General features: G+C 52.8%; 25 protein-coding genes, 2 tRNA genes and 1 rRNA gene. 20 read left to right on the top strand and 8 right to left on the bottom strand.

The window, feature by feature from the left end; genetic code table 11:
- Window positions 1-22: 22 nt before the first annotated feature.
- The 3 genes from rrf (at window position 23) to KXR87_RS14990 (ending at window position 353) form a co-directional block, all read left to right on the top strand.
- A 5S ribosomal RNA gene (gene rrf, locus KXR87_RS15000) occupies window positions 23-138 on the top strand.
- 55 nt (window positions 139-193) lie between these two features.
- Window positions 194-270: transfer RNA gene (locus tag KXR87_RS14995), tRNA-Asp, on the top strand.
- A gap of 7 nt (window positions 271-277) precedes the next feature.
- A tRNA-Trp gene (locus tag KXR87_RS14990) sits at window positions 278-353 on the top strand.
- 97 nt (window positions 354-450) lie between these two features.
- On the opposite strand, the gene hdfR is transcribed toward KXR87_RS14990, so the two are convergent.
- The gene (hdfR, locus tag KXR87_RS14985) at window positions 451-1,272 is read right to left on the bottom strand and encodes an HTH-type transcriptional regulator HdfR (RefSeq protein WP_437433031.1); all 822 of its coding nucleotides are present in this window, start codon (window positions 1,270-1,272) and stop codon (window positions 451-453) included.
- A 118-nt stretch (window positions 1,273-1,390) separates the two neighbouring features.
- Here hdfR and KXR87_RS14980 point away from each other — a divergent pair, with 118 nt between their 5' ends.
- The gene (locus tag KXR87_RS14980; RefSeq protein ID WP_437433030.1) at window positions 1,391-1,729 is read left to right on the top strand and encodes a DUF413 domain-containing protein; all 339 of its coding nucleotides are present in this window, start codon (window positions 1,391-1,393) and stop codon (window positions 1,727-1,729) included.
- A gap of 22 nt (window positions 1,730-1,751) precedes the next feature.
- Here the strand turns inward: KXR87_RS14980 and KXR87_RS14975 are convergent, their stop codons facing one another.
- The gene (locus KXR87_RS14975) at window positions 1,752-3,275 is read right to left on the bottom strand and encodes a YifB family Mg chelatase-like AAA ATPase (RefSeq protein ID WP_437433029.1); all 1,524 of its coding nucleotides are present in this window, start codon (window positions 3,273-3,275) and stop codon (window positions 1,752-1,754) included.
- A 341-nt stretch (window positions 3,276-3,616) separates the two neighbouring features.
- On the opposite strand from KXR87_RS14975, the gene ilvL reads away from it, so the two are divergent.
- From ilvL to KXR87_RS14940, 7 genes are all read left to right on the top strand, one after another.
- Complete coding sequence (gene ilvL, locus KXR87_RS14970; RefSeq protein ID WP_001311244.1) at window positions 3,617-3,715, top strand: ilv operon leader peptide; 99 nt, start codon at window positions 3,617-3,619, stop codon at window positions 3,713-3,715.
- 139 nt (window positions 3,716-3,854) lie between these two features.
- Window positions 3,855-5,501 carry an acetolactate synthase 2 catalytic subunit gene (gene ilvG / locus KXR87_RS14965; RefSeq protein WP_437433028.1) on the top strand — a complete coding sequence of 549 codons (1,647 nt, stop codon included), beginning with the start codon at window positions 3,855-3,857 and terminating at the stop codon, window positions 5,499-5,501.
- Window positions 5,498-5,761, top strand: a complete 264-nt coding sequence (ilvM, locus tag KXR87_RS14960; protein ID WP_437433027.1) for an acetolactate synthase 2 small subunit — start codon at window positions 5,498-5,500, stop codon at window positions 5,759-5,761. The genes ilvG and ilvM overlap by 4 nt, the downstream gene beginning before the upstream one ends.
- Window positions 5,762-5,777: 16 nt before the next feature.
- The gene (locus KXR87_RS14955) at window positions 5,778-6,704 is read left to right on the top strand and encodes a branched-chain amino acid transaminase (RefSeq protein WP_437433026.1); all 927 of its coding nucleotides are present in this window, start codon (window positions 5,778-5,780) and stop codon (window positions 6,702-6,704) included.
- A 63-nt stretch (window positions 6,705-6,767) separates the two neighbouring features.
- Window positions 6,768-8,618, top strand: a complete 1,851-nt coding sequence (ilvD, locus tag KXR87_RS14950) for a dihydroxy-acid dehydratase (RefSeq protein ID WP_437433025.1) — start codon at window positions 6,768-6,770, stop codon at window positions 8,616-8,618.
- 2 nt (window positions 8,619-8,620) lie between these two features.
- Window positions 8,621-10,165: a threonine ammonia-lyase, biosynthetic gene (gene ilvA, locus KXR87_RS14945; protein ID WP_437433035.1), complete on the top strand. Its 1,545-nt coding sequence runs from the start codon at window positions 8,621-8,623 to the stop codon at window positions 10,163-10,165.
- 153 nt (window positions 10,166-10,318) lie between these two features.
- Entirely contained in the window at window positions 10,319-11,158 is an 840-nt protein-coding gene (locus KXR87_RS14940) for an ankyrin repeat domain-containing protein (protein ID WP_437433024.1), read from the top strand.
- Between the two features lie 63 nt (window positions 11,159-11,221).
- Here the strand turns inward: KXR87_RS14940 and KXR87_RS14935 are convergent, their stop codons facing one another.
- Window positions 11,222-11,608 carry a hypothetical protein gene (locus KXR87_RS14935; protein ID WP_437433023.1) on the bottom strand — a complete coding sequence of 129 codons (387 nt, stop codon included), beginning with the start codon at window positions 11,606-11,608 and terminating at the stop codon, window positions 11,222-11,224.
- A gap of 12 nt (window positions 11,609-11,620) precedes the next feature.
- Complete coding sequence (ilvY, locus tag KXR87_RS14930; protein WP_437433022.1) at window positions 11,621-12,508, bottom strand: HTH-type transcriptional activator IlvY; 888 nt, start codon at window positions 12,506-12,508, stop codon at window positions 11,621-11,623.
- 151 nt (window positions 12,509-12,659) lie between these two features.
- Between ilvY and ilvC the strand changes: the two genes are divergently transcribed.
- The 3 genes from ilvC to KXR87_RS14915 all read left to right on the top strand — a co-directional run bounded on the left by ilvC (window position 12,660) and on the right by KXR87_RS14915 (window position 15,103).
- Window positions 12,660-14,135: a ketol-acid reductoisomerase gene (ilvC, locus tag KXR87_RS14925; RefSeq protein WP_437433021.1), complete on the top strand. Its 1,476-nt coding sequence runs from the start codon at window positions 12,660-12,662 to the stop codon at window positions 14,133-14,135.
- Between the two features lie 153 nt (window positions 14,136-14,288).
- Window positions 14,289-14,729 (top strand): Rrf2 family transcriptional regulator, encoded by a 441-nt coding sequence (locus KXR87_RS14920; RefSeq protein ID WP_437433020.1) that lies wholly within the window; start codon window positions 14,289-14,291, stop codon window positions 14,727-14,729.
- Complete coding sequence (locus tag KXR87_RS14915) at window positions 14,726-15,103, top strand: DUF1360 domain-containing protein (protein ID WP_437433019.1); 378 nt, start codon at window positions 14,726-14,728, stop codon at window positions 15,101-15,103. The genes KXR87_RS14920 and KXR87_RS14915 overlap by 4 nt, the downstream gene beginning before the upstream one ends.
- A gap of 422 nt (window positions 15,104-15,525) precedes the next feature.
- On the opposite strand, the gene ppiC (KXR87_RS14910) is transcribed toward KXR87_RS14915, so the two are convergent.
- Window positions 15,526-15,807: a peptidylprolyl isomerase PpiC gene (gene ppiC / locus KXR87_RS14910; protein ID WP_039055076.1), complete on the bottom strand. Its 282-nt coding sequence runs from the start codon at window positions 15,805-15,807 to the stop codon at window positions 15,526-15,528.
- A 51-nt stretch (window positions 15,808-15,858) separates the two neighbouring features.
- The gene (ppiC, locus tag KXR87_RS14905; protein WP_437433018.1) at window positions 15,859-16,140 is read right to left on the bottom strand and encodes a peptidylprolyl isomerase PpiC; all 282 of its coding nucleotides are present in this window, start codon (window positions 16,138-16,140) and stop codon (window positions 15,859-15,861) included.
- Window positions 16,141-16,252: 112 nt separating this feature from the next.
- On the opposite strand from ppiC (KXR87_RS14905), the gene rep reads away from it, so the two are divergent.
- Entirely contained in the window at window positions 16,253-18,277 is a 2,025-nt protein-coding gene (gene rep, locus KXR87_RS14900; protein WP_437433034.1) for a DNA helicase Rep, read from the top strand.
- 44 nt (window positions 18,278-18,321) lie between these two features.
- Here rep and gppA read toward each other — a convergent pair whose 3' ends face one another.
- Together gppA and rhlB are read right to left on the bottom strand one after the other, a co-directional pair.
- A complete protein-coding gene (gene gppA, locus KXR87_RS14895) occupies window positions 18,322-19,806 on the bottom strand; it encodes a guanosine-5'-triphosphate,3'-diphosphate diphosphatase (RefSeq protein ID WP_437433017.1) in 1,485 nt (494 codons plus the stop codon).
- A 5-nt stretch (window positions 19,807-19,811) separates the two neighbouring features.
- On the bottom strand, window positions 19,812-21,077 hold the full coding sequence (gene rhlB, locus KXR87_RS14890) for an ATP-dependent RNA helicase RhlB (RefSeq protein ID WP_437433016.1): 1,266 nt from the start codon (window positions 21,075-21,077) through the stop codon (window positions 19,812-19,814).
- Between the two features lie 135 nt (window positions 21,078-21,212).
- Here rhlB and trxA point away from each other — a divergent pair, with 135 nt between their 5' ends.
- The 5 genes from trxA (at window position 21,213) to wzzE (ending at window position 25,552) form a co-directional block, all read left to right on the top strand.
- Window positions 21,213-21,542: a thioredoxin TrxA gene (trxA, locus tag KXR87_RS14885; protein ID WP_437433015.1), complete on the top strand. Its 330-nt coding sequence runs from the start codon at window positions 21,213-21,215 to the stop codon at window positions 21,540-21,542.
- Between the two features lie 165 nt (window positions 21,543-21,707).
- Window positions 21,708-21,809, top strand: a complete 102-nt coding sequence (locus KXR87_RS14880; protein ID WP_437433014.1) for a hypothetical protein — start codon at window positions 21,708-21,710, stop codon at window positions 21,807-21,809.
- A gap of 77 nt (window positions 21,810-21,886) precedes the next feature.
- Window positions 21,887-23,146, top strand: a complete 1,260-nt coding sequence (gene rho / locus KXR87_RS14875; protein ID WP_064327923.1) for a transcription termination factor Rho — start codon at window positions 21,887-21,889, stop codon at window positions 23,144-23,146.
- Between the two features lie 242 nt (window positions 23,147-23,388).
- The gene (gene wecA / locus KXR87_RS14870) at window positions 23,389-24,492 is read left to right on the top strand and encodes a UDP-N-acetylglucosamine--undecaprenyl-phosphate N-acetylglucosaminephosphotransferase (protein WP_437433013.1); all 1,104 of its coding nucleotides are present in this window, start codon (window positions 23,389-23,391) and stop codon (window positions 24,490-24,492) included.
- A gap of 13 nt (window positions 24,493-24,505) precedes the next feature.
- Window positions 24,506-25,552: an ECA polysaccharide chain length modulation protein gene (gene wzzE, locus KXR87_RS14865; RefSeq protein ID WP_437433012.1), complete on the top strand. Its 1,047-nt coding sequence runs from the start codon at window positions 24,506-24,508 to the stop codon at window positions 25,550-25,552.
- Window positions 25,553-25,588: the final 36 nt, after the last annotated feature.

Below are 25,588 nucleotides of genomic sequence, written 5' to 3'. Positions count from 1 at the left end.
CGTACAGAGCACAAAGAATTTGCCTGGCGGCAGTAGCGCGGTGGTCCCACCTGACCCCATGCCGAACTCAGAAGTGAAACGCCGTAGCGCCGATGGTAGTGTGGGGTCTCCCCATGCGAGAGTAGGGAACTGCCAGGCATCAAATTAAGCAGTAAACCGGGGCAATAAACCGGTGGTTGTAGAAAAATTCGGTGGAGCGGTAGTTCAGTCGGTTAGAATACCTGCCTGTCACGCAGGGGGTCGCGGGTTCGAGTCCCGTCCGTTCCGCCACCCTATTAGGGGCGTAGTTCAATTGGTAGAGCACCGGTCTCCAAAACCGGGTGTTGGGAGTTCGAGTCTCTCCGCCCCTGCCAGAAAGTTAAAAAAATCCTTAGCACTTGCTAAGGATTTTTTTTGTCTTTTTTATTCCTGTCCGCCATCCCTCATTAACTGTTTTCTTCCATAAAAACATCAATCGATAACAGCTACTTTAAGAAGCTCACGGATCAGGCTCTGCTTATCGCTATTTTGTAACCAGATAGCATATAGCGGTCGCGAAAGTGTGGTGCTGTCGGCAACGGTATATAACCCCTCTTTCTGCTGAACCCATGAAACAGGTAGCCATGTGCATCCGTTAAGCACTGGAAGTTGTTGATGTGCTATTTCCGCTGAACTGGTCGTCAGGGTTGGAACATCATCTCCGGAGAGTAATTCTGTTTCATGCTGCTGAAAATCCGGGCCCCACTCCAGGCGTAAGTAGTTGAGCTGGGATTTGGTTTTTTCCGGCGAAGAGCAGTAGAGGCCAAGCGTGAAATGCCCCAGTAACTGGCTGCTAAATTCGTCCATCTTCGGGGTTTCTGTCGTGATTAGCAGGTCAAGCTGGCGTTCATGGAGTTGCTTGACCAAAGACTGCCGCTGTGCGATCCGCGCTTCAAATTGCAAATTTTCTTCAAGCTGATAAAGCCTTCCAAGCCAATGATTTAGCATGCATTCCCAAAGAGAGGCGCTTGCACCTATAGAGAACTGATTGTGCCGCGACGTATGAGCGACATCCTTGCGTGCTGCCTGCCAGGTATTCATTAGCGTTTCTGCGTAAGGTAAAAGCTTCTCCCCGGCAGCAGTAAGGCGGATGTTATTGCGATGCCGGGTAAACAGATTCACGCCAAGCTGATTTTCTAACTGACGAATACGAAAGCTTACCGCTGATTGTGTTAAATAAAGCGCTTCGGCAGCCCGTCCAAAGTGGCGTGTTCGGCTGACTTCCAGGAAAGTTTTCAGCAATTCCGTATCCACAGGTTTCTCCGCAAAATTATTTGTCGTAATGATTTAAATCTTTTGTTTTACACTCTGTCAAGCGTAACTAATACTCCGCGCCATAAATAGCTCGGCCAAAGAATTAGGAGCGTGCAGGATGGCGGAAAGCTTTACGACGACTAATCGTTTTTTTGATAACAAACATTATCCGCGCGGGTTTTCCCGTCATGGTGACTTCACCATCAAAGAAGCTCAGTTGCTTGAGCGCCACGGTTACGCATTCAATGAGTTGGATCTCGGAAAGCGTGAGCCAAGCACTGAAGAAGAAACGCATTTTGTTTCTGTTTGCCGCGGCGAAAATGAGCCACAAACCGAAGCCGAACGCGTCTGGTGCAAGTATATGGCACGCGTTAAGCGTCCAAAACGTTTTCATACCCTTTCTGGCGGAAAACCGCAGGTTGAAGGGAATGAGGACTACACGGAATCAGACGACTAAAAAAGGGGCTACGGCCCCTTTTTTATGCCATCATTTTTTGCAAATGAATCAGCAGCCTGTCAATGGCACGATAGCTGAGCGCTTCTTGCAGATGTGACCGTTGAATGCTTTCCTGCTCTTCCAGATCGGCGATAGTACGGGCGACCTTTAATAGCCTCTGCCATGCCCGGATGGACAGGCCCAACTGCACTAGCGTCTCCTCCAGCCAGTGAGCATCTTCCTGAATAAGAGAGCAACATTCCCTCATCTCGCTGTTTTCCAGGCGGGCATTTAGCTTTCTCTGACGTTGATACTGTCGCGCCTGCGCTCGGGTGACGCGTTCACGAACCTGAGCACTGCCCTCGCTTTTATGCTGTGGTTGGCTCAGCAAGCCTGGCGGCAATAACGGGATTTCCAGTGAGATATCAAACCGGTCGAGAAAAGGTCCAGACAGTCTTCCCAGATAGCGTAGGGTTTGTTCTGGAGTGCAACGATTGTGATTACCCTGGTAGTGTCCGGTGGGGCTGGGATTCATAGCGGCAATAAGTTGAAAACGGGCGGGATAACTTACCTTGGCCCGTGTTCGCGAAATATGTATCTGCCCTGATTCGATGGGCTCACGTAGTGCATCAAGAACCCGGCGTTCAAACTCAGGCAGTTCATCGAGAAAGAGCACACCATTGTGGGCCAGGGAGATCTCTCCGGGGGCAGGTATTGCCCCTCCTCCCACCATTGCCGTCAGTGAAGCACTATGGTGAGGTGCGCGAAACGGCCGTTGCCGCCATTTTTTGGCAATGCTGGCAGAGTTTACGAGACTAAGGATCGCGGCACTCTCCAGCGCTTCCTGGTTGCTTAGCGAAGGCAGTAGTGGTCCCAGGCGGCTGGCCAGCATAGTTTTACCTGTCCCGGGTGGTCCAATCAGCAACAGGTTATGTCCCCCCGCAGCGGTTATCTCCAGCGCGCGTTTGCCCTGCTCCTGACCGATCACATCGCTTAAATCATCATGTGTATTTTCCACTATGGGCTGCAATGTAAAAGAGGGGGGCTGCAGGGCATGTTTACCTTCAAGAAATGCACATACTTCCTGGAGGTGGCTTGCGACAAGACAATCCTCTGTTTCCGCAAGACTCACCTCTGCTTCATTCTCCTGTGAGACGATTATGCGTCGACCCGCCTTAATAGCTTCAATAGTACTTGATATCGCCCCAGGAACGCCCCGCAATGCGCCTGTAAGGGCTAATTCTCCCACAAACTCAAACTGGTCCAGATGACTGGCGTTGAGTTGCTCTGAAGCAGCGAGAAGCGCGATAGCGATAGGTAAATCGTATCGCCCACCATCCTTGGGTAAATCAGCCGGTGCAAGGTTAATCGTGATCTTTTTCGCCGGGAATTCATAGCCACTGTTGATAATGGCGCTACGGACACGATCCCTCGCTTCTTTGACGGTTGTCTCTGGCAGTCCAACCATAGTCAGACCGGGAAGCCCGTTACTGATATGAACCTCTACAGTGATGAGCGGCGCTGAAACGCCTAAAGCTGCCCTGGTATAGATAACTGATAACGTCATAACACCTCCCTGTGCATCGGGAGTATGCACGGTGAATGTGCTTTCACAGGAAGGCCGTTGCGAGATTTACGAGACGGCTTCCGGAGAAATTAACCCGTTTCAAGATGGTTGCAAGAGCGTGGATGAAGCGTCGCATCTTCACCTGGATGCTCCTCATCCGCTGAAATACCCTGAAAGGGTGAAGAAATTTCATTGTTTGATTTGTTCATAAAAAACAACAGGTTTTATGACAATTCTTTGTATGTGCGTTATCGGGGCTATAAATTTTTCTTGTGCCACCTCTCATATCTGTGATAACTCTTTAGGTATTCCTTCGAACCTGAAGACAGAAAGTACAGAAAATGACAGCCCTTCTACGAGTGATTAGCCTGGTCGTGATTAGCGTGGTGGTGATTATTATCCCACCGTGCGGGGCTGCACTTGGACGAGGAAAGGCTTAAGAATCAAGCCTTAACGAACTAAGACCCCCGCACCGAAAGGTCCGGGGGTTTTTTTATGACCTAAAAACATAAGCGAGGAGCAGAGGATGAGTACTAGCACAAAATTCTGTTTCTCCCGATTTACGGCGGGGAAGTGACTATGAATGGCGCACAGTGGGTAGTACATGCGTTGCGGGCACAACAGGTCGATACGGTTTTCGGGTATCCGGGTGGCGCAATTATGCCGGTTTACGATGCATTGTATGACGGCGGCGTGGAACACCTGTTGTGCCGGCATGAACAGGGGGCGGCAATGGCGGCCATCGGCTATGCGCGTTCTACAGGGAAAACTGGGGTATGTATCGCCACGTCCGGTCCAGGTGCGACCAACCTGATAACTGGTCTGGCAGATGCGCTGTTGGATTCCGTTCCGGTTGTTGCTATCACAGGTCAGGTTTCCGCACCCTTCATTGGAACGGACGCCTTTCAGGAAGTGGACGTTCTCGGTTTGTCGCTGGCCTGCACCAAACACAGTTTCCTGGTGCAGTCGCTGGAAGAGCTGCCGCGTATTATGGCGCAAGCTTTCCAGGTGGCAAACTCAGGCCGTCCTGGCCCCGTTCTGGTTGATATTCCGAAAGATATCCAGTTAGAGACCGGCGATCTGGAGCCGCATTTTTCCACTGTTGAAGATGACTTCTCTTTCCCGTATGCGGAAATGCAGCTGGCGCAAAGGATGTTGGCTGAGGCCAAAAAGCCGATGCTGTACGTTGGCGGCGGCGTGGGCATGGCGCAGGCAGTTGCGCCATTGCGCGATTTCCTGGCGGTCACACAAATGCCAGTTACCTGCACGCTGAAAGGCCTCGGTTCAGTAGAAGACAGCTATCCCTGGTATCTGGGGATGCTGGGAATGCATGGCACCAAAGCGGCAAACCTGGCGGTTCAGGAGTGCGATCTGCTGATTGCCGTCGGCGCGCGTTTTGACGATCGCGTTACTGGCAAACTGAACACTTTCGCCCCGCATGCGAAAGTTATCCATATGGATATCGATCCGGCGGAAATGAACAAGTTACGCCAGGCGCACGTCAGTTTACAGGGCGATCTGAATGCGCTGCTGCCTGCATTGCAGCAAACGCTCACCATCAGCGAATGGCGACAGTTCAATGCCGATATGCGCACTGAATTCGCCTGGCGCTATGACCATCCGGGTGAGGCTATTTATGCGCCGCTGTTACTGAAACAGTTGTCCGATCGCAAACCGGCTGACAGCGTGGTGACCACCGATGTGGGTCAGCATCAGATGTGGTCGGCGCAGCACATGACCTACACGCGCCCGGAGAATTTCATCACCTCCAGTGGCTTAGGCACGATGGGCTTCGGCCTTCCCGCCGCCGTGGGTGCTCAGGTGGCACGCCCGGACGATACGGTAATCTGTATCTCCGGTGACGGCTCTTTCATGATGAATGTGCAGGAGCTGGGCACCGTAAAACGCAAGCAGTTGCCGCTGAAAATCGTGTTACTGGACAATCAGCGTTTAGGGATGGTTCGTCAGTGGCAGCAGTTATTTTTCAACGAACGTTACAGCGAAACTACCCTTACCGATAACCCCGATTTCCTCGTTCTGGCCAGCGCCTTCGGCATTCCCGGCCAGCACATCACCCGTAAAGACCAGGTTGAAGCGGCACTCGACACCATGTTGTCCTGCGAGGGGCCTTACCTGCTTCATGTCTCAATCGACGAGCTTGAGAATGTCTGGCCGTTGGTACCGCCCGGTGCCAGTAATGCAGAAATGCTGGAGAAATTATCATGATGCAACATCAGGTCGCCGTGCAGGCGCGTTTGAACCCGGAAACGTTAGAACGTGTTTTACGTGTGGTGCGCCATCGTGGCTTTCAGGTTTGTGCGATGAACATGGAAACCACCACCGACGCTCAGAGCATAAATATTGAATTGACCGTTGCCAGCCCTCGCCCCGTCGACTTACTGTTTAGCCAGCTAAGTAAACTGATCGACGTCGCCCGGGTTGATATCCAGCAAAGTACAACCTCATCACAACAGATCCGCGCCTGAGCGCAAAGGAAAGAAAATGACGAAGAAAGCTGATTACATTTGGTTCAATGGCGAGATGGTTCCGTGGGGAGAAGCAAAGGTACACGTGATGTCCCACGCCCTGCACTACGGTACTTCCGTGTTTGAAGGCATCCGTTGCTACGACTCGCACAAAGGGCCAGTGGTGTTCCGTCATCGTGAACATATGCAGCGTCTGCGTGATTCCGCCAAAATCTACCGTTTCCCGGTTTCTCAGAGCGTTGATGAACTGATGGAAGCCTGCCGCCAGGTTATCCGTAAAAATAATCTGACCAGCGCCTATATTCGTCCGCTGGTCTTTGTCGGCGATGTGGGCATGGGTGTTAACCCGCCAGAAGGTTATACCACCGATGTAATCATCGCGGCCTTCCCGTGGGGAGCATACCTTGGTGCAGAAGCGCTGGATCAGGGGATCGATGCAATGGTTTCTTCCTGGAACCGCGTTGCGCCAAACACTATCCCGACTGCGGCAAAAGCGGGCGGTAACTATCTCTCCTCTCTGCTGGTTGGCAGCGAAGCACGTCGCCACGGCTATCAGGAAGGGATCGCGCTGGATGTGAACGGCTATATTTCTGAAGGAGCTGGTGAAAACCTGTTCGAAGTGAAAGATGGCGTGCTCTTTACGCCGCCGTTCACCTCTTCCGCTCTGCCGGGAATTACCCGCGATGCCATCATCAAGCTGGCGCAGGATCTGGGCCTTGAAGTGCGCGAACAAACGCTGTCCCGCGAATCCCTCTATCTGGCTGATGAAGTGTTCATGTCTGGTACTGCGGCAGAAATTACGCCGGTTCGCAGCGTTGATGGTATTCAGGTGGGCGAAGGCCGCTGCGGCCCGGTCACCAAACGTATTCAGCAAGCATTCTTTGGCCTCTTTACCGGTGAAACCGAAGATAAATGGGGCTGGTTGGATTCAGTAAACCAATAAAAAATTCATATTTCCCCCAATGAACGACGTTACAGGGGAAAGACAGACGGGAGTAAACAGAGCATGCCTAAGTACCGTTCCGCCACCACCACTCATGGCCGCAATATGGCGGGTGCCCGCGCGCTGTGGCGCGCTACCGGAATGACAGACGCTGATTTCGGTAAGCCGATCATTGCTGTCGTGAACTCGTTTACCCAGTTCGTGCCGGGTCACGTGCACCTGCGCGATCTCGGTAAGCTGGTTGCTGAGCAAATCGAAGCCTCCGGCGGCGTGGCAAAAGAGTTCAATACCATCGCCGTTGATGACGGGATCGCTATGGGGCACGGGGGCATGCTCTATTCACTGCCGTCGCGCGAGCTTATCGCCGATTCCGTTGAATACATGGTCAATGCCCACTGCGCCGATGCGATGGTCTGCATCTCCAACTGCGACAAAATCACCCCAGGGATGTTGATGGCCTCTTTGCGCCTGAACATTCCGGTGATCTTTGTTTCCGGCGGCCCAATGGAAGCCGGCAAAACCAAACTGTCTGACAAAATCATCAAGCTTGATCTCGTTGATGCGATGATTCAGGGGGCTGACCCGAAAGTCTCTGACTCTCAGAGTGACCAGATTGAACGTTCCGCCTGCCCGACCTGCGGCTCCTGCTCCGGTATGTTTACCGCGAACTCCATGAACTGCCTGACCGAAGCACTGGGTCTTTCTCAGCCAGGTAACGGCTCACTGCTGGCAACGCACGCTGACCGTAAGCAACTGTTCCTCAACGCGGGCAAACGCATCGTTGAGCTCACCAAACGTTACTACGAGCAGGATGATGCCAGCGCGCTGCCACGCAATATCGCTAACAAATCCGCATTCGAAAACGCCATGACGCTGGATATCGCCATGGGCGGCTCCACCAACACCGTTCTGCACCTGCTGGCGGCCGCGCAGGAGGCGGAAATCGACTTCACCATGAGTGATATTGATAAACTGTCCCGCAAAGTACCGCAGTTGTGTAAAGTCGCGCCGAGTACGCAGAAATACCATATGGAAGATGTGCACCGTGCGGGTGGTGTGCTGGGCATCCTCGGGGAGCTGGATCGTGCCGGGCTGCTCAACCGGGATGTGAAAAACGTACTGGGCCTGACCCTGCCGCAGGCGCTGGAACAGTACGATGTGATGCTGACCCAGGACGAAGCGGTGAAAAATATGTTCCGCGCGGGTCCTGCCGGTATTCGTACCACGCAGGCGTTTTCGCAGGATTGCCGCTGGGACACGCTGGATGACGACCGTGCCGAAGGGTGCATCCGTTCTCTGGAGCATGCCTATAGCAAAGATGGCGGCCTTGCCGTGCTGTACGGTAATTTCGCTGAGAATGGCTGCATTGTTAAAACCGCCGGCGTGGATGACAGTATCCTGAAATTTACCGGTCCGGCAAAAGTGTATGAGAGCCAGGATGACGCGGTGGAAGCGATCCTTGGTGGGAAAGTGGTGGCGGGTGATGTGGTGGTTATCCGCTACGAAGGGCCGAAAGGCGGGCCGGGCATGCAGGAGATGCTCTACCCCACTACCTTCCTGAAATCGATGGGCCTCGGTAAAGCCTGTGCGCTGATAACCGATGGTCGTTTCTCCGGCGGTACGTCTGGCCTCTCTATTGGTCACGTCTCTCCGGAAGCCGCCAGTGGCGGGAACATTGCAATTATTGAAGATGGCGACATGATTGCCATCGACATCCCGAACCGTGGCATTCAGTTGCAACTGAGCGATGCCGAAATTGCGGCACGTCGTGAAGCTCAGGAAGCGCGAGGTGCGCAGGCGTGGACTCCGGCGTCTCGCGAACGTGAGGTTTCCTTCGCGCTGCGTGCTTATGCCAGCCTCGCCACCAGCGCAGATAAAGGCGCTGTACGCGATAAATCCAAACTTGGGGGCTGATGATGGCCGAGTCGCAACCCCTTTCCGCCGCCCCCGAGGGGGCGGAGTATCTGCGTGCCGTGTTACGTGCTCCGGTTTACGAAGCCGTACAGGTCACGCCGTTACAGAAAATGGAAAAACTCTCTTCTCGCCTCGATAACGTCATTCTGGTCAAGCGTGAAGACAGGCAGCCAGTACACAGCTTTAAGCTGCGTGGTGCTTACGCGATGATGGCCGGCTTAACGGCAGAGCAGAAAGCACGCGGCGTGATCACGGCGTCGGCAGGCAACCACGCCCAGGGCGTGGCCTACTCTTCCGCCCGGCTTGGCGTTAAGGCCCTGATTGTGATGCCGACGGCAACCGCAGACATCAAAGTCGATGCGGTGCGAGGTTTCGGCGGTGAAGTGCTACTGCATGGTGCCAATTTTGATGAAGCCAAAGCCAAAGCGCTGGAGCTTTCTGCACAACAGGGTTTTACCTGGGTGCCGCCATTTGATCATCCGATGGTGATTGCCGGGCAGGGCACACTGGCGCTGGAACTTCTCCAGCAGGATGCCCACATTGACCGGGTTTTTGTGCCGGTTGGCGGCGGTGGCCTGGCGGCAGGTGTCGCCGTGCTCATCAAACAGTTAATGCCGCAAATCAAAGTGATTGCCGTCGAAGCCGAAGATTCAGCCTGCCTTAAAGCGGCGCTGGAGGCCGGTCAGCCGGTCGATCTTCCGCGGGTTGGGCTGTTTGCTGAAGGTGTGGCGGTTAAGCGGATTGGCGATGAAACGTTTCGTGTGCTTCGGGAGTATCTTGACGACATTATTACGGTCGACAGCGATGCGATTTGTGCGGCCATGAAAGACCTGTTTGAGGACGTGCGTGCAGTAGCTGAACCCTCTGGCGCTCTGGCGCTGGCAGGGATGAAAAAGTACGTAGCGCAGCATAACATTCGCGGAGAACGTCTTGCGCATGTACTCTCCGGTGCCAACGTAAACTTCCACGGCCTGCGTTACGTGTCAGAGCGTTGCGAACTGGGTGAACAACGTGAAGCCCTGCTGGCGGTCACCATTCCCGAAGAGAAAGGCAGCTTCCTGAAATTCTGCCAGCTGCTGGGGGGACGTTCGGTTACTGAATTCAACTACCGCTTTGCGGATGCAAAAGATGCCTGCATTTTTGTTGGGGTGCGTCTGAGCCGGGGGCTGGAAGAGCGCAAAGAGATCCTGCAACTGCTGAACGAAGGTGGTTATAGCGTGGTGGATCTGTCTGATGACGAAATGGCGAAACTCCATGTGCGCTATATGGTTGGCGGGCGACCATCGAAACCCTTAAAAGAGCGGCTGTTCAGCTTTGAATTTCCCGAGTCGCCGGGCGCACTGCTGAAATTCCTGCATACGCTCGGTACGCACTGGAACATCTCGTTATTTCACTACCGCAGTCATGGCACCGATTATGGTCGCGTACTGGCAGCATTTGAACTGGGCGAACATGAGCCGGATTTCGAAACCCGACTCAATGAGCTGGGTTATGACTGTCATGATGAGACGCACAATCCCGCTTTCCGCTTCTTCCTCGCAGGCTAAGCTGTTTTCATTGCGCAACAAGGCACGATTTATCGTGCCTTGTTTATTGATGACGCGCCAGGCGGTTGCGCTGCTGTTTCAACTTTCAATAGCGCTTACGACGATAAAACAGGCTGATTTAATGGATATCTATTTTTCAACAGGAGCAGTGACATGAAAGCCGATAAGTCATTACTGTATGCCTGCGTTATTAATGATTTAACGTTGATTAAAGAGAGACTGGCAGACGCGTCTTTGGCGCAACTTAACAAGCGGACCCAACAAGAGGGTACGCCCCTTCACGCGGCATCCTTACATGAAAACAGAGAAGCGGTTGATCTTCTCTTAGCCGCAGGCGCGGATATCGAAGCGGGAAACTTTTTAGGTAATAACGCAATGTTAACCTGCATTGCCGAAGGCAAATTAGCGATGGCCAGATACCTGATTGAGAAAGGGTCTGACATCAATAAAAAGGGCTGCCAAAATCGACATGCACTCAATCAGCTGATTTGCTATGCATGGGATCGAGACTTCGCACAATACCTGTTGAGTCAGGGGTGCGATATCAATCAAACCTCGCGTGATAAGTATGATTTATTGAATATCGCGGCCTGTAACAACAATACTGACGCGCTTGATTTCCTGCTCTCCAGTGGCATCAGTCAGACACACATTGCCTCTGCGCTATGTTGGGGAATACTGAAAAATGCCGTGGAAGCCGTGACGCTGTTGCTGCAACGGGGTGCCAGCCTGGAGGCGATGTACCCTGAATTAAAAGGCCTTGAAAAAGGGGTCTATCATCAGGCTGCGGTTAAAGAGAACGGTGAAGCAATGCTGGAACTGCTGTCAGATGCGGGCATTGATTTCAGCCTGCCGCCTGTACGCGCTGTGGTGGTGGGACTTGAAAAAACAACGTTAAGCCCGCTTGAATATGCTAAAGCACATTTAACGGCCTGGCCGCAATCTCTGTGGCTTAATAATAATATTAAGATTATGGCTGGCCAGCCAAAGTAGGCCGGGCAGAACAAGCTGCCCGCAAGGGAGCACGGCTCTGTGTGTGCTATGCTCCCTGCGCCTTTATTTCATGACCGTCTCACGCACATATTTATCCAGTGCTTTCGACTCATAAAACGTCATGCACTGCGCCAGCACATTGTTTGCTTTACCACTCTCGTCTTTTAGCGACAGCGTCAGTTTATCGAAATCTTTGGTCTCTCTGGCAACAAATGCCCGGAACGCATCCCAAATGCCCGCATTGCCCAGCGCATAACTTTCTACCAGAAATGAGGCATCATGAGCGGGGGCAGAAAAGGTATCTGCAGGGGTGAGATCGCGATAGTTTTGTAGCAGGCACTGCTTTAAGGCGAGATGTTTCACATCCTGGACGGTCACGCCCTTAGGTTTTGCCTGGACACCAACGCACATTGCCATCAGCACAATGAGCAGAGCGGTTCTGGTACGCATAGTCTCTCCTTATCAACCCTGAACAATTTTCCAGAACGCATCAATCAGCGGTTCATGCAGCCGTTTTTTCTGCACGCAGACGCCAAGCTCAAACGGCGTTTCCGCATCGTTGCGTTCCAGAATCATCACACGATTACGCACGGGTTCCGGACTGTTTTCCAGTACCACTTCTGGTAGTAGCGCGACGCCACAACCGAGCGCGACCATTGACACCATCGCCTCATGCCCGCCCACAGTGGCATAGATAGAGGGGTTACTGATTTTTTGTCGACGGAACCAGAGCTCAATGCGGCGACGTACAGGCCCCTGGTCCGCCATGATAAACGGCACCTGTGACCAGTCAGGTTTTTCCACCGAAACCTGATTGCGTACCGGGCAGGGTAGCGCCGGCGCGATCAGTACAACGGCCAGATTCTCAAGGATCGCAAAGGCCACCGCGCCGGGCAGGGTTTCCGGCTTGCCGGCAATCGCTAAGTCGGCTTCACCGGTTACCACTTTTTCCATGGCGTCGGCAGCATCGCCGGTGGTGAGTTTGATTTCAACCGAAGGGTGCTCCGCGCGGAAGCGGTCAAGAATGGGGGGCAAGTGGCTGTAGGCGGCGGTTACCGAACAGAAGATATGCAATTCCCCTGACAGCGACGGGCCTTGTTGATCGATGGCGTGACGCAGTTGCTGGTATTGCAGCAGCGTCTGCTGCGCAAAAGTGCGCAGTTCTTCCCCTGCTTCTGTCAGCGTCACGGTTCGGTTATCACGAACAAACAGCGGCTGGCCCAGATCTTCTTCAAGGCGCTGAATCTGTCGGGAAAGGGTGGAGGGACTTACGTGCATCGCCCGCGCACTGCGACCAAAATGGCGGCTTTCCGCCAGATGTAAAAACGTTTTCAGATCGCGTAAATCCATGAGACTGGCTCCACATTTTTACATTGCAAAAATTGCAATGTCACATTGTTAATATATCAATTTAAGCAACACATTTCCTGTTGTAATGTGGGTACATTCTCGCGTTACAGCGAACCGAACAATAAGCACGACACATCGACGAGGTTTCACCATGGCTAACTACTTTAATACATTGAATCTGCGCCAGCAGCTGGCTCAGCTGGGTAAATGTCGCTTTATGGCGCGTGATGAATTTGCGGATGGCGCAAGCTTCCTGCAAGGTAAAAAAGTGGTCATCGTCGGTTGTGGCGCCCAGGGTCTGAACCAGGGGCTGAACATGCGTGACTCTGGTCTGGACATCTCCTATGCGCTGCGTGCAGAAGCGATCGCGGAGAAACGTGCCTCCTGGCGTAAAGCGACCGAAAACGGTTTTAAAGTCGGTACCTATGAAGAGCTGGTGCCGCAGGCCGATCTGGTGGTTAACCTGACGCCGGACAAGCAGCACTCCGACGTTGTACGTTCCGTACAGCCGCTGATGAAAGATGGCGCCGCGCTGGGTTACTCCCACGGTTTCAACATCGTCGAAGTGGGCGAGCAGATCCGTAAAGACATCACCGTGGTGATGGTTGCGCCGAAATGCCCGGGCACCGAAGTGCGTGAAGAGTACAAGCGTGGTTTCGGCGTGCCGACGCTTATTGCTGTTCACCCGGAAAACGATCCTAAAGGTGAAGGTATGGCGATTGCTAAAGCCTGGGCTGCGGCAACCGGTGGTCACCGTGCGGGCGTGCTGGAGTCTTCCTTTGTTGCCGAAGTGAAATCTGACCTGATGGGTGAGCAGACCATTCTGTGCGGTATGCTGCAGGCGGGTTCTCTGCTGTGCTTCGATAAGCTGGTGGAAGAGGGTACCGACCCGGCATATGCAGAAAAACTGATTCAGTTTGGCTGGGAAACCATCACCGAAGCGCTGAAACAGGGTGGCATTACGCTGATGATGGACCGCCTGTCCAACCCGGCAAAACTGCGTGCTTATGCGCTGTCTGAACAGCTGAAGGGCATCATGGCCCCGCTGTTCCAGAAGCACATGGACGACATCATCTCCGGCGAATTCTCCTCCGGCATGATGGCGGATTGGGCCAATGACGATAAGAAATTGCTGACCTGGCGTGAAGAGACCGGCAAAACGGCGTTCGAAACCGCTGCGCAGTTCGATGGCAAAATCGGCGAGCAGGAGTACTTCGATAAAGGCGTTCTGATGATTGCGATGGTGAAAGCGGGCGTTGAGCTGGCGTTCGAAACCATGGTGGATTCCGGCATCATTGAAGAGTCTGCTTACTACGAGTCCCTGCACGAACTGCCGCTGATCGCCAACACCATTGCCCGTAAGCGTCTGTACGAAATGAACGTGGTTATCTCGGATACTGCAGAATACGGTAACTATCTCTTCTCTTACGCCTGCGTACCGCTGCTGAAAGAGTTCATGACCACGCTGCAAACCGGCGATTTGGGCCAGGCTATCGCTGAAGGCTCCGTTGATAACGCCCAGCTGCGTGATGTTAACGAAGCTATCCAGGCTCACCCGATTGAAGCAGTAGGTAAGAAACTGCGTGGCTATATGACCGATATGAAACGTATCGCGGTAGCAGGTTAAGTTAAAAAAGCGGGTAGCCGTTCGGCTGCCCCAAATCTGCTTTAATTAGAAAAGCCTGATGAGCGCATGCGCCATCAGGCTTTTTTTCGTAGGTCACTAAATAATCTGCGTCAGGTATTGTTATAATGTAACTTATGTAATATCGTAAGTTACATGAAAATAAATAACTCATTCTCAGCCACACTTCACATCCTGCTGCATATGGAGCAGGCGGATAAACCCATGACCTCGGAACAGATGGCCGCCTTTATTGACGGTAATCCGGCATTCATCCGTAAATTGCTTGCCGGACTTCGTGAAAGCCAGATTGTCGGGGCCATAAAAGGACACCACGGCGGCTGGCGGCTATGTCGTCCTGCCAGCGAGGTTACGCTCTACGATATTTATGTCGCGTTGGGTGAACCTGCGCTGTTTGCATTAGGGAATCGCAGCGAGAACCCGGCATGCCTGGTAGAACAAGGGGTTAACCGGATGATGTCCTCTACGCTTGCGGATGCTCAGACGCTAATTCTGGAACGCTTTAAGGGGCTGACCCTTCAGGATATTGGCCTGGAATTTATGTCTTATTTCAACGAGAAGGGGCACGAGTCATGATGTCTGAATTACTCACCGATGTTACCACTTGCCTGATGATCGCCCTGGCAGCCAGCAGCATCTCAATGACGATAACGCAAACCGAACTGTTCGCTGCGTTTCGCGAGTGGATGACCAGAAAGAATGCAATGATGGGGCACCTTTTCCACTGTTTTTACTGTCTGAGTCACTGGGTGGTGTTTGGTGGGATGCTGGTTTACCGCCCGGCGTTACTGCACAGTAGTTTTGCGTTTATCGATTGGGTGATGACCGCTTTTATCACCATCACGCTTGCCACTCTCATCAACGGACTGATGTTCAAAGTTTTCCAGGCAGCCGTCAGCACACATGTGATGAAACATAACGCCCAGCAGACGCTGCAATCGCAGAAATAAAAACTGGCGTCGCTGGCGAATTACAGAGCACGCTGGTGCCCTCACCCCGACTCTCTCCCACGGGGCTTAAGAATCCCCAGAAAATAATACGAGCACGGAAAGTCCCCTCGCCCCTTTGGGGAGAGGGCCAGGGTGAGGGGAAATATGCGGCGCTTATGGTCATTCCTTTCACCTCATGTTCCTTGCTTGTCTGTCACGCCAGGACCCGTGAACGTGCCAGGGTGGTTCACCGCCACCACCCTGGCGACCCGGGCAGCCGTCAACGCCTCATCGATTTTCAGCCAGACCCTGTCATCGCGGTGACGGTTTTATTCTCATTGCGCCGTGGTATCGCTGTAAAACGTCATAGTACTGGGGATTCTTCAGCCCACGGGGAGAGGGTGCAAACACTAAACGCCCTCTCCTGGAGAGGGCGTTGCAGTTTATTTCCGGTACAGCACCTTGATAATGTGGTAACCGAACTGGGTGTGCAGCGGGCCGGTTGGCTCCAGCTCCGGGCAGGAGAAGACGACTTTATCGAACGCCGGGACCATCTGACCCTGACGGAATTCGCCTAAGTGACCGCCTTTTTTACCTGACGGGCAGGTGGAGTGTTTCTTCGCCAGCTTCTCGAAATCGCCGCCGTTTTTCAGTTGTTCCAGAAGATCGAGTGCCAGTTTCTCTTCTTTCACCAGGATATGCATTGCTGCCGCTGTTTTTGCCATGATCGCGCCTTAACGTGTTGGGGATAAATCAGTGCGCAATAGTAGCATGCGTTAGCGGCGATACAGCACCTTGATGATGTGGTAACCAAACCTGGTTTTTACCGGTCCAAAGGGAGTGAGCAAGGGGCCACTGAACACCGCTTTATCGAAGGGGCCAACCATCACGCCCTGTTTAAACTCCCCCAGATCCCCACCGTTACGCGCCGATGGGCAGGTGGAATGGCGTTTTGCCAGATAGTCAAAGCCTGAGCCTTTTTCCAGTTTTGCCAGGATCTCCTGCGCCAGTTTTTCGGTTTTCACCAGAATATGCAGTGCAGCTGCGGTCTTCGCCATTTTTCGTATCCTGTGATCTCAACATGTCCCCACACTTTACCATCCGCGGGTAAATCTCCCTTCGGCTTTCTGCTACAATCCTCCCCCCGTTCGAAGATTGAGCAATATGTCCATGCGTCTTAACCCTGGCCAACAACAAGCCGTAGAATTTGTAACTGGTCCTTGCCTGGTGCTGGCAGGTGCTGGTTCCGGTAAAACCCGCGTTATCACCAACAAAATCGCCCATTTGATCCGCGAGTACGGATATCAGGCGCGCCATATCGCAGCGGTGACATTTACCAACAAAGCGGCGCGCGAGATGAAAGAGCGTGTCGGGCAAACGCTGGGGCGCAAAGAGGCGCGGGGTTTGATGATTTCGACGTTCCACACGCTGGGACTGGACATTATCAAGCGCGAATTCGCCGCGCTGGGGATGAAATCCAATTTTTCGCTTTTCGACGATACCGATCAGGTCGCCTTGCTAAAGGATCTCACCGAAGGGCTGATCGACGATGATAAAGTGGTATTGCAACAGCTGATCTCGACGATCTCTAACTGGAAAAACGATCTTCTTACTCCCGCGCAGGCTGCAGCACGCGCCAGCGGTGAGCGGGATCGAATTTTTGCCCATTGTTATAGTCTCTACGATGCACATCTTAAGGCCTGCAACGTACTGGATTTTGACGATTTGATTTTGCTTCCCACGCTGTTGTTACAGCGCAATGAAGAGGTGCGGGAGCGCTGGCAAAACAAAATTCGCTATCTGCTGGTGGATGAATACCAGGATACCAACACCAGCCAGTACGAGCTGGTCAGGCTGCTGGTAGGACAGCGCGCACGTTTCACGGTGGTGGGTGATGACGATCAGTCCATTTACTCCTGGCGTGGTGCACGCCCACAAAACCTCGTACTGCTGAATGAAGATTTCCCGGCCTTGCAGGTCATCAAGCTTGAGCAGAACTACCGCTCCTCAGGGCGTATTCTGAAAGCCGCGAATATCCTGATTGCGAATAACCCCCATGTGTTTGAAAAGCGTCTTTTCTCTGAGCTGGGCTATGGTGCTGAACTGAAAGTGCTGAGCGCTAACAATGAAGAGCACGAAGCGGAGCGCGTGACCGGTGAACTGATTGCGCATCACTTTATAAATAAGACGGAATATAAGGATTACGCCATCCTCTACCGCGGGAACCACCAGTCCCGGGTATTTGAAAAATTCCTGATGCAAAACCGTATTCCTTACCGCATCTCCGGCGGTACGTCATTTTTCTCGCGACCTGAGATCAAAGACTTACTGGCTTATCTGCGCATTCTGACGAACCAGGATGATGACAGCGCCTTCCTGAGGATTGTGAATACCCCGAAGCGTGAAATTGGCTCCGCGACGCTGCAAAAACTGGGGGAATGGGCAATGGTTCGCAATAAGAGCCTGTTTGCCGCCAGCTTTGACGTGGGGCTTAACCAGACGCTTACCGGGCGTGGCTATGAATCTCTGACCCGTTTTACTCACTGGCTGGGTGAAATTCAACGGCTGGCAGAGCGGGAGCCTATTGCCGCAGTGCGCGATCTCATTCACGGCATTGATTATGAGTCCTGGTTGTATGAAACCTCCCCCAGCCCGAAAGCCGCTGAAATGCGTATGAAGAACGTCAATACGCTCTTTACCTGGATGACAGAGATGCTGGAAGGGGATGAACTTAACGAGCCTATGGCACTCGATCAGGTGGTTACACGGTTCACGCTGCGCGACATGATGGAACGGGGAGAGAGTAACGAGGAACTGGATCAGGTGCAGTTAATGACACTGCATGCCTCAAAAGGTCTTGAGTTTCCTTATGTGTTTATGGTGGGAATGGAAGAGGGTTTCCTTCCGCATCAGAGCAGCATTGATGAAGATAATATTGATGAGGAGCGCCGACTGGCTTATGTCGGTATCACCCGTGCGCAAAAAGAGCTGACGTTTACCCTGTGTAAAGAGCGACGCCAGTATGGCGAGCTGGTGCGCCCTGAGCCGAGCCGTTTTCTGCTGGAGCTACCGCAGGATGATGTGAACTGGGAGCAGGAGCGCAAAGTTATTACGCCAGAGGAGCGCATGCAGAAAGGTCAGTCCCATGTTGCAAATATGAAAGCGATGCTGGAACGGGCAAAAGGCAGGGCATAAAGGTTAATCCCGCTCCGGCTAAAGGGCGGGATGCGCTGGATGGCTTAGAGCACTTCTATTGGCCAGTGGACGTAGCTTTGCCACTGGCTCTCCTGATCAATTAACTCCGCGCCAAGCGGATGACTCGCCATCCAGCCTTCGGGCAAGCGCAGCGTTAACTTTTCACCCTCAGCGTGCAGGGTGATAGCTGGCAGGAGGTCATCGCGGCGGCGGCTGGCAAAAATAATCGCCAGACGCAGCAGGCGGCAAAGATGCTCTGCAACACGGGGCGGCACGGCATTCTGCTGATGGAGAGAGGAGAGATCGACAGGATTGGTCTGGTTCAGCAGCAAGGTGGCCAGCAGCTTTTTCTGGGCAGGCGTAAAGCCGGGCAGGTCCAGATTTCTTACAAGCCAGGCGGCATGCAGCGGCGCCTGTTTAAACTCAATGCTTAAACCAATTTCATGCAGTTCGCAGGCAACATGCAGGATTTCAACACTGTAGGTGTCTAAATCCCAGGATTCTGCAACGCTGCGGGCAAACAGGGCGGCGAGCGTGGTGACACGTCGTGCCTGGTCGGTATCAATAATAAAGCGGCGTTGAATATTGCGCAGGGTGCGACTGCGAATGTCCTGATCTACGGTCAGATGTAACATGCCATAGACCAGTCCTTCACGAAGCGCACCGCCAGCAAGCGTCATGCTCTCGATGTTCATTTCGGTAAAAATGGCAATCAGGATGGCAAGGCCGCTCGGGAAAACCAGCGCTCGTTCCAGCGTCAGGCCTTCAATCTCCAGCTCTTCCAGACGGCCGCACTGTATGGCCCGCTGTTTCAACTGCTGCAGTTTAGCGAGAGTAATGCGTTCATCCATCCCCTGCGCCATCATGATTTCCTGCAACGCCTGAACCGTTCCGGAGGCACCAACGCATACCTGCCAGCCGTGGCGACGAAGCTCATCAGCTACCGGACGCAGTACCTCACGGGCGGCGTGCTCTGCGGCGTCGAAATTCTCCTGAGCAAGGTTGCGATCGGTAAAAAATCGCTCGAGCCAGGTGACGCACCCCATAGAGAGGCTGAAAAGAGAGGTGGCCTGCGCCCCCGTTCCGGTAACCAGTTCGGTACTGGCTCCGCCAATATCGACCACCAGCCGACGATCTGAACCACCCGTTGTATGCGCAACGCCCTGATAAATCAGCCGGGCTTCTTCTTCGCCGCTGATAACCTGAACCGGGCAGCCAAGAATTTCTTGCGCTTTGGCGATAAAATCATTCGCATTGACCGCCAGCCGCAACGTTGCGGTCGCAACCACACGAATTTGGCCGGGGGGAATATCCTGCAAGCGCTCGGAAAACAAACGCAGACATTGCCATCCACGTTCCATCGCTTCCTGGGAAAGGACGTTGTCCCGACCCAAACCCGCAGCAAGACGCACTTTGCGTTTCACGCGGGTCAGCGTCTGAATACTGCCAGCCACCTCGCGAACAACCAGCATATGAAAACTGTTTGATCCTAAATCAATAGCGGCATAAAGCGAGGCGGAAGCGAGCATATCTTTTAACCTGAACGACGACGATTACGTGGTGCGCTATTACGGCGCGGTCCACTGCCAGAACGCGATCGCACCAGACGTTTTGCAGGCGGCAAATCGGTTAACAGCGCATCCGGGTTGTATTTGCTAACCGGGATAGAGTGGCTGATATAGGTCTCAATCGCCGGTAGGTTCAGCGCATATTCTTCACAGGCAAGGCTGATGGAGTGACCGCTGGCGCCTGCACGACCGGTACGACCAATACGGTGAACGTAATCTTCGCAATCGTCTGGCAGGTCATAGTTAAAGACGTGCGTCACTGCCGGAATATGCAAACCACGCGCTGCGACGTCGGTCGCAACCAGAATATCCAGGTCGCCACGGGTAAACTCTTCCAGAATACGCAGACGTTTTTTCTGCGCGACGTCGCCAGTCAGCAGGCCAACGCGGTGTCCATCTGCTGCCAGATGACCCCAGATATCTTCGCAGCGGTGCTTGGTGTTGGCGAAAATAATGGCGCGATCGGGCCACTCTTCTTCGATCAACGTTTGCAGCAGACGCATTTTCTCTTCGTTAGAGGGATAGAAAAGCTCTTCTTTAATACGGTGGCCGGTTTTCTGTTCCGGTTCGACTTCCACGTATTCAGCGTTGTTCATCTGCTCAAACGCCAGTTCACGTACGCGGTAAGAGAGGGTGGCGGAGAACAGCATATTAAGGCGCTGGGTGACCGGCGGCATACGGCGGAACAACCAACGAATGTCTTTAATAAAGCCCAAATCGTACATGCGATCGGCTTCGTCGAGCACCACGACCTGGATAGCGCCAAGGTTAATGTGGTTCTGCTTTGCATAATCAATAAGGCGACCGGTGGTGCCGATAAGAATATCGACGCCGCTTTCAAGCACTTTTAATTGCTTATCGTAACCGTCGCCGCCGTAGGCGAGACCCAGTTTCAGGCCCGTTGATTGTGCCAGAGGTTCGGCATCAGCATGAATTTGTACGGCTAATTCACGGGTAGGTGCCATGATAATCGCGCGCGGTTGGTTTACCTTGCGATCGTCAATAGCGGGGTGAGAAAGCAGATAATGAAACGTTGACGTCAAAAACGCCATCGTTTTGCCGGTACCGGTTTGCGCCTGCCCTGCAACATCACGGCCAGCCAGCGTCAGCGGGAGGGCCAGTGCCTGTATGGGCGTGCAATTATGAAACCCTTTAGTTTCAAGGGCTTCAATCACCTTCGGGTGCAGGGCGAAGTCGGAAAACTTCTGTTCAGTCAAATGTGTTTTGCTCATAGTGTGGTAGAATATCAGTTTACTATTGCTTTACGAAAGCACATCCGTTCAAATAAACGGGGTGAAATAAAGTCAACCTTTAGTAAGGTTATGCTACATACACTAACAAGGTAGACATAATCCTGTGGAGTAAATATGAGCGATAAAATTATTCACCTGACAGACGACAGTTTTGACACGGATGTATTAAAAGCCGACGGGTTGGTTCTCGTCGATTTCTGGGCAGAATGGTGCGGCCCGTGCAAAATGATCGCCCCGATTCTGGATGAAGTCGCTGGCGAATACGAAGGTAAACTGACCGTTGCGAAGCTGAATATCGACCAGAACCCAGGCACAGCGCCGAAGTATGGTATCCGCGGTATTCCGACCCTGCTGTTGTTCAAAAACGGCGAAGTGGCGGCGACGAAAGTGGGCGCACTGTCCAAAGGTCAGCTGAAAGAGTTCCTGGACGCAAACCTGGCGTAACTCCTCGAATCTCAGCCGGTGCGGCCGTTATCCTAAATTAAGGGGATCGCTGGACGCCCGGCTTCAGTCGTGCTAATTTAGTTTTGACTTCGTTTTGAACATACCTTGTAGTTTGAACCTTGTTTTACCCGATGCTTCCCGCTAAGAACGATTGTTGCGAGAGAAGTGGATAGATTCCGGGCTTGTCACTTAATTCCGTCTTGTCGTTTCAGTTCTGTGTACTCTCCTGTGACCAGGCAGCGATTGGACATAAGTGATGGCCGCTAACAGGCATGGATGACCCTGCCATACCATTCACAACATTAAGTTCGAGTTCTACCCCGAGTTTAAGAACCCACACCATTATGAATCTTACCGAATTAAAGAATACGCCGGTTTCTGAGCTGATCACTCTCGGCGAAAATATGGGACTGGAAAACCAGGCTCGTATGCGCAAGCAGGACATCATTTTTGCCATCCTGAAGCAGCACGCAAAGAGTGGCGAAGATATCTTTGGTGACGGTGTACTGGAGATATTGCAGGACGGATTTGGTTTCCTCCGCTCCGCAGACAGCTCCTACCTCGCCGGTCCTGATGACATCTACGTTTCCCCCAGCCAAATCCGCCGTTTCAACCTCCGCACTGGTGATACCATTTCTGGTAAGATTCGTCCGCCGAAAGAGGGTGAACGTTACTTTGCGTTGTTGAAAGTTAACGAAGTTAACTACGACAAACCGGAAAACTCGCGTAACAAGATCCTGTTCGAGAACTTAACGCCGCTGCACGCAAATTCTCGTCTGCGTATGGAGCGTGGTAACGGTTCTACCGAGGACTTGACCGCTCGCGTACTGGATCTGGCATCGCCAATTGGGCGTGGTCAGCGTGGTCTGATTGTGGCACCGCCAAAAGCGGGTAAAACCATGCTGCTGCAAAACATCGCGCAGAGCATTGCCTACAACCACCCGGATTGCGTGCTCATGGTACTGCTCATCGATGAACGTCCGGAAGAAGTGACCGAGATGCAGCGTCTGGTGAAAGGTGAAGTGGTTGCATCCACCTTCGACGAACCTGCATCTCGCCACGTTCAGGTTGCTGAAATGGTTATCGAGAAGGCGAAACGTCTTGTGGAGCACAAGAAAGACGTCATTATCCTGCTCGACTCCATTACCCGTCTGGCGCGTGCCTACAACACCGTTGTACCGGCTTCCGGTAAAGTGTTGACCGGTGGTGTGGACGCTAACGCCCTGCACCGTCCGAAGCGTTTCTTTGGTGCTGCACGTAACGTGGAAGAGGGCGGTAGCCTGACGATTATCGCGACCGCGCTGGTTGATACCGGCTCTAAAATGGATGAAGTCATCTACGAAGAGTTTAAAGGCACCGGTAACATGGAACTGCATCTGGCACGTAAGATCGCTGAAAAACGCGTCTTCCCGGCCATCGATTACAACCGTTCCGGTACGCGTAAAGAAGAGCTGCTTACGACGCAAGAAGAGCTGCAGAAAATGTGGATCCTGCGCAAGATTATTCACCCGATGGGTGAAATCGATGCGATGGAATTCCTCATCAATAAGCTGGCAATGACGAAGACGAACGATGAGTTCTTCGACATGATGAAGCGCTCTTAATACAAATAAACCTCGGAAACGCCACGTTTTTACGTGGCGTTTTTCATTTATGGGCTATACGCTATATGCACAGGGACAGGCATAGTCCAACGCAGGCCACCCCAACGTAAACGTCAAGGGTAACAATCTTCTGATTGCTTGATAAATATACTAAAACGCCTGTGGATGACCTGCTTTCTCCTTTTTGGAGCGTGGCATCGTCGTTATACTGCCAGGATTAACATTCGCTGAGAGCTTGCATTGTGAATTTACTCACTGCGTTTACTGAATTATTCAGTATTTTCTTATTCACGACCGCGTTTTTGTTTTTTGCCCGGAAAGTGGCCAAACGCGTCGGTCTGGTGGATAAGCCCAACTTCCGCAAACGGCATCAGGGACTGATTCCGCTGGTTGGGGGAATTTCAGTCTACGCGGGGATCTGCTTCACCTTCGGAATCGCCGATTACTATATCCCCCACGCTGCCCTTTATCTTGCCTGCGCAGGCGTGCTGGTCTTCGTTGGTGTCATGGACGACAGATTCGATATCAGCGTCAAAATCCGCGCACTGATCCAGGCCCTTATTGCCATTGTGATGATGACGGTGGGCAAACTCTATCTGAGTAGTCTGGGCTATATCTTCGGCACCTGGGAAATGGTGCTGGGTCCCTTTGGCTATTTGCTGACCCTGTTTGCTATCTGGGCCGCCATCAACGCCTTTAATATGGTGGATGGCATTGACGGGCTGCTCGGCGGTCTCTCCTGCGTCTCTTTCGCCGCCATTGGGATCATTTTGTGGTTTGATGGCCAGATAAGCCTTGCGATGTGGTGCTTTGCCATGATTGCGGCCATTCTGCCTTACATCATGTTAAACCTCGGGGTACTGGGACGGCGGTATAAAGTCTTCATGGGCGATGCAGGCAGTACGTTTATTGGCTTTACGCTCATCTGGATCCTGCTGGAAACCACCCAGGGTAAAACCCACCCAATTAGCCCCGTTACCGCGCTCTGGATTATTGCAATCCCGCTTATGGACATGGTGGCGATCATGTACCGCCGTTTGCGTAAAGGGATGAGTCCATTTTCAGCTGACCGCCAGCATATCCACCACCTCATCATGCGTGCCGGGTTCACTTCCCGACAAGCCTTTGTACTGATTACTTTCGCTGCAGCGCTGCTGGCAACCGTGGGGGTCGTGACGGAATATACCCACTTCATCCCTGAATGGGTGATGTTGGCATTATTTTTGCTATCCTTCTTTTTATACGGTTACTGCATCAAGCGTGCCTGGAAAGTGGCGCGTTTTATTAAGCGCGTGAAGCGTAGAATTCGCCGCAACAGCGGTAATAAACCAACACTAACCAAGTAAATCCGGGAAAGAGATGACTCAACCATTGGCGGGAGCACCTTTAGCAGGTACGGAAAATGAGCTGGATATTCGTGGTCTGTTTCGTACCCTTTGGGCTGGAAAATTATGGATTGTGGGAATTGCGCTGCTGCTGGCGTTAGTCGCCTTAATCTGGACATTCTTTGCGCGCCAGGAGTGGGGAGCCACGGCCATCACCGACCGACCCACGGTAAACATGCTGGGAGGGTATTACTCTCAGCAGCAGTTTTTACGCAATCTGGATGTCAAAGCCAATCTCGCCCCCGCAGAGCAGCTTTCCGTCATGGATGAGGCGTATAAAGAGTTCGTGATGCAACTGGCCTCCTGGGATACACGCCGTGATTTCTGGTCGCAGACGGATTACTTCAAGCAGCGCAAAGTGGGTAACAGTAAAGCGGACGCCGCTATGCTGGATGAATTGATTGATAATATTCAGTTCAGCGCTGGCGATGTTACCCGCAATTTAAATGACAATATTAAGCTCACAGCAGAAACGGCGCCCGACGCCAATAATTTGCTCCGTCAATATGTTGCTTTTGCCAGCCAGCGTGCGGCAAGGCACCTGAATGATGAACTTAAAGGGGCATGGGCGGCGCGAACTATTCAGATGAAAGCGCAGGTCAAACGTCAGGAAGAGGTGGCAAAAGCTATCTTCAACCGCCGCGTCACCAGCGTAGAAAATGCCCTTAAAGTCGCCGAACAACACAATATTTCTCGCAGTGAAACGGAAGTTCCGCCAGCAGAGTTGCCGGATTCCGAGTTGTTTTTACTCGGTCGCCCGATGCTCCAGGCGCGACTGGAAAATTTGCAAGCAGTAGGGCCGGAGTTTGATCTGGATTACTTCCAGAACCGGGCCATGCTGAACACGCTAAACGTAGGTCCTACACTCGATCCCCGTTTTCAGACATATCGTTATTTGCGCACGCCGGAAGAACCGGTAAAACGCGACAGTCCGCGTCGTGCTTTCCTGATGATTATGTGGGGAGTGGTAGGGGCATTGATTGGCGCAGGCGTTGCGTTAGCGCGTCGCCGTACATTCTAACTCGCTGTCTATGATGAAGGCTTTTTGCCTTCATCC

The sequence above is a fragment of the Yokenella regensburgei genome (genome assembly GCF_051486985.1).
Taxonomy (GTDB): domain Bacteria; phylum Pseudomonadota; class Gammaproteobacteria; order Enterobacterales; family Enterobacteriaceae; genus CBFFRJ01.
This window is presented reverse-complemented; position numbering and strand designations above follow the sequence as displayed.

Excerpts from the sequence above, each read along its gene's own strand:
- rep (WP_437433034.1), top strand. The coding sequence starts at position 16,253 with ATGCGTCTTAACCCTGGCCAACAACAAGCCGTAGAATTTGTAACTGGT.
- KXR87_RS14980 (WP_437433030.1), top strand. The coding sequence starts at position 1,391 with ATGGCGGAAAGCTTTACGACGACTAATCGTTTTTTTGATAACAAACAT.
- rhlB (WP_437433016.1), bottom strand. The coding sequence starts at position 21,077 with ATGAGCAAAACACATTTGACTGAACAGAAGTTTTCCGACTTCGCCCTG.
- ilvY (WP_437433022.1), bottom strand. The coding sequence starts at position 12,508 with ATGGATTTACGCGATCTGAAAACGTTTTTACATCTGGCGGAAAGCCGC.
- ilvL (WP_001311244.1), top strand. The coding sequence starts at position 3,617 with ATGACAGCCCTTCTACGAGTGATTAGCCTGGTCGTGATTAGCGTGGTG.
- ilvD (WP_437433025.1), top strand. The coding sequence starts at position 6,768 with ATGCCTAAGTACCGTTCCGCCACCACCACTCATGGCCGCAATATGGCG.
- ppiC (WP_437433018.1), bottom strand. The coding sequence starts at position 16,140 with ATGGCGAAGACCGCAGCTGCACTGCATATTCTGGTGAAAACCGAAAAA.
- ilvA (WP_437433035.1), top strand. The coding sequence starts at position 8,621 with ATGGCCGAGTCGCAACCCCTTTCCGCCGCCCCCGAGGGGGCGGAGTAT.
- KXR87_RS14915 (WP_437433019.1), top strand. The coding sequence starts at position 14,726 with ATGATGTCTGAATTACTCACCGATGTTACCACTTGCCTGATGATCGCC.
- KXR87_RS14975 (WP_437433029.1), bottom strand. The coding sequence starts at position 3,275 with ATGACGTTATCAGTTATCTATACCAGGGCAGCTTTAGGCGTTTCAGCG.
- wzzE (WP_437433012.1), top strand. The coding sequence starts at position 24,506 with ATGACTCAACCATTGGCGGGAGCACCTTTAGCAGGTACGGAAAATGAG.
- KXR87_RS14955 (WP_437433026.1), top strand. The coding sequence starts at position 5,778 with ATGACGAAGAAAGCTGATTACATTTGGTTCAATGGCGAGATGGTTCCG.
- ilvM (WP_437433027.1), top strand. The coding sequence starts at position 5,498 with ATGATGCAACATCAGGTCGCCGTGCAGGCGCGTTTGAACCCGGAAACG.
- ilvG (WP_437433028.1), top strand. The coding sequence starts at position 3,855 with ATGAATGGCGCACAGTGGGTAGTACATGCGTTGCGGGCACAACAGGTC.
- trxA (WP_437433015.1), top strand. The coding sequence starts at position 21,213 with ATGAGCGATAAAATTATTCACCTGACAGACGACAGTTTTGACACGGAT.
- KXR87_RS14940 (WP_437433024.1), top strand. The coding sequence starts at position 10,319 with ATGAAAGCCGATAAGTCATTACTGTATGCCTGCGTTATTAATGATTTA.
- ilvC (WP_437433021.1), top strand. The coding sequence starts at position 12,660 with ATGGCTAACTACTTTAATACATTGAATCTGCGCCAGCAGCTGGCTCAG.
- KXR87_RS14920 (WP_437433020.1), top strand. The coding sequence starts at position 14,289 with ATGAAAATAAATAACTCATTCTCAGCCACACTTCACATCCTGCTGCAT.
- ppiC (WP_039055076.1), bottom strand. The coding sequence starts at position 15,807 with ATGGCAAAAACAGCGGCAGCAATGCATATCCTGGTGAAAGAAGAGAAA.
- gppA (WP_437433017.1), bottom strand. The coding sequence starts at position 19,806 with ATGCTCGCTTCCGCCTCGCTTTATGCCGCTATTGATTTAGGATCAAAC.
- rho (WP_064327923.1), top strand. The coding sequence starts at position 21,887 with ATGAATCTTACCGAATTAAAGAATACGCCGGTTTCTGAGCTGATCACT.
- KXR87_RS14935 (WP_437433023.1), bottom strand. The coding sequence starts at position 11,608 with ATGCGTACCAGAACCGCTCTGCTCATTGTGCTGATGGCAATGTGCGTT.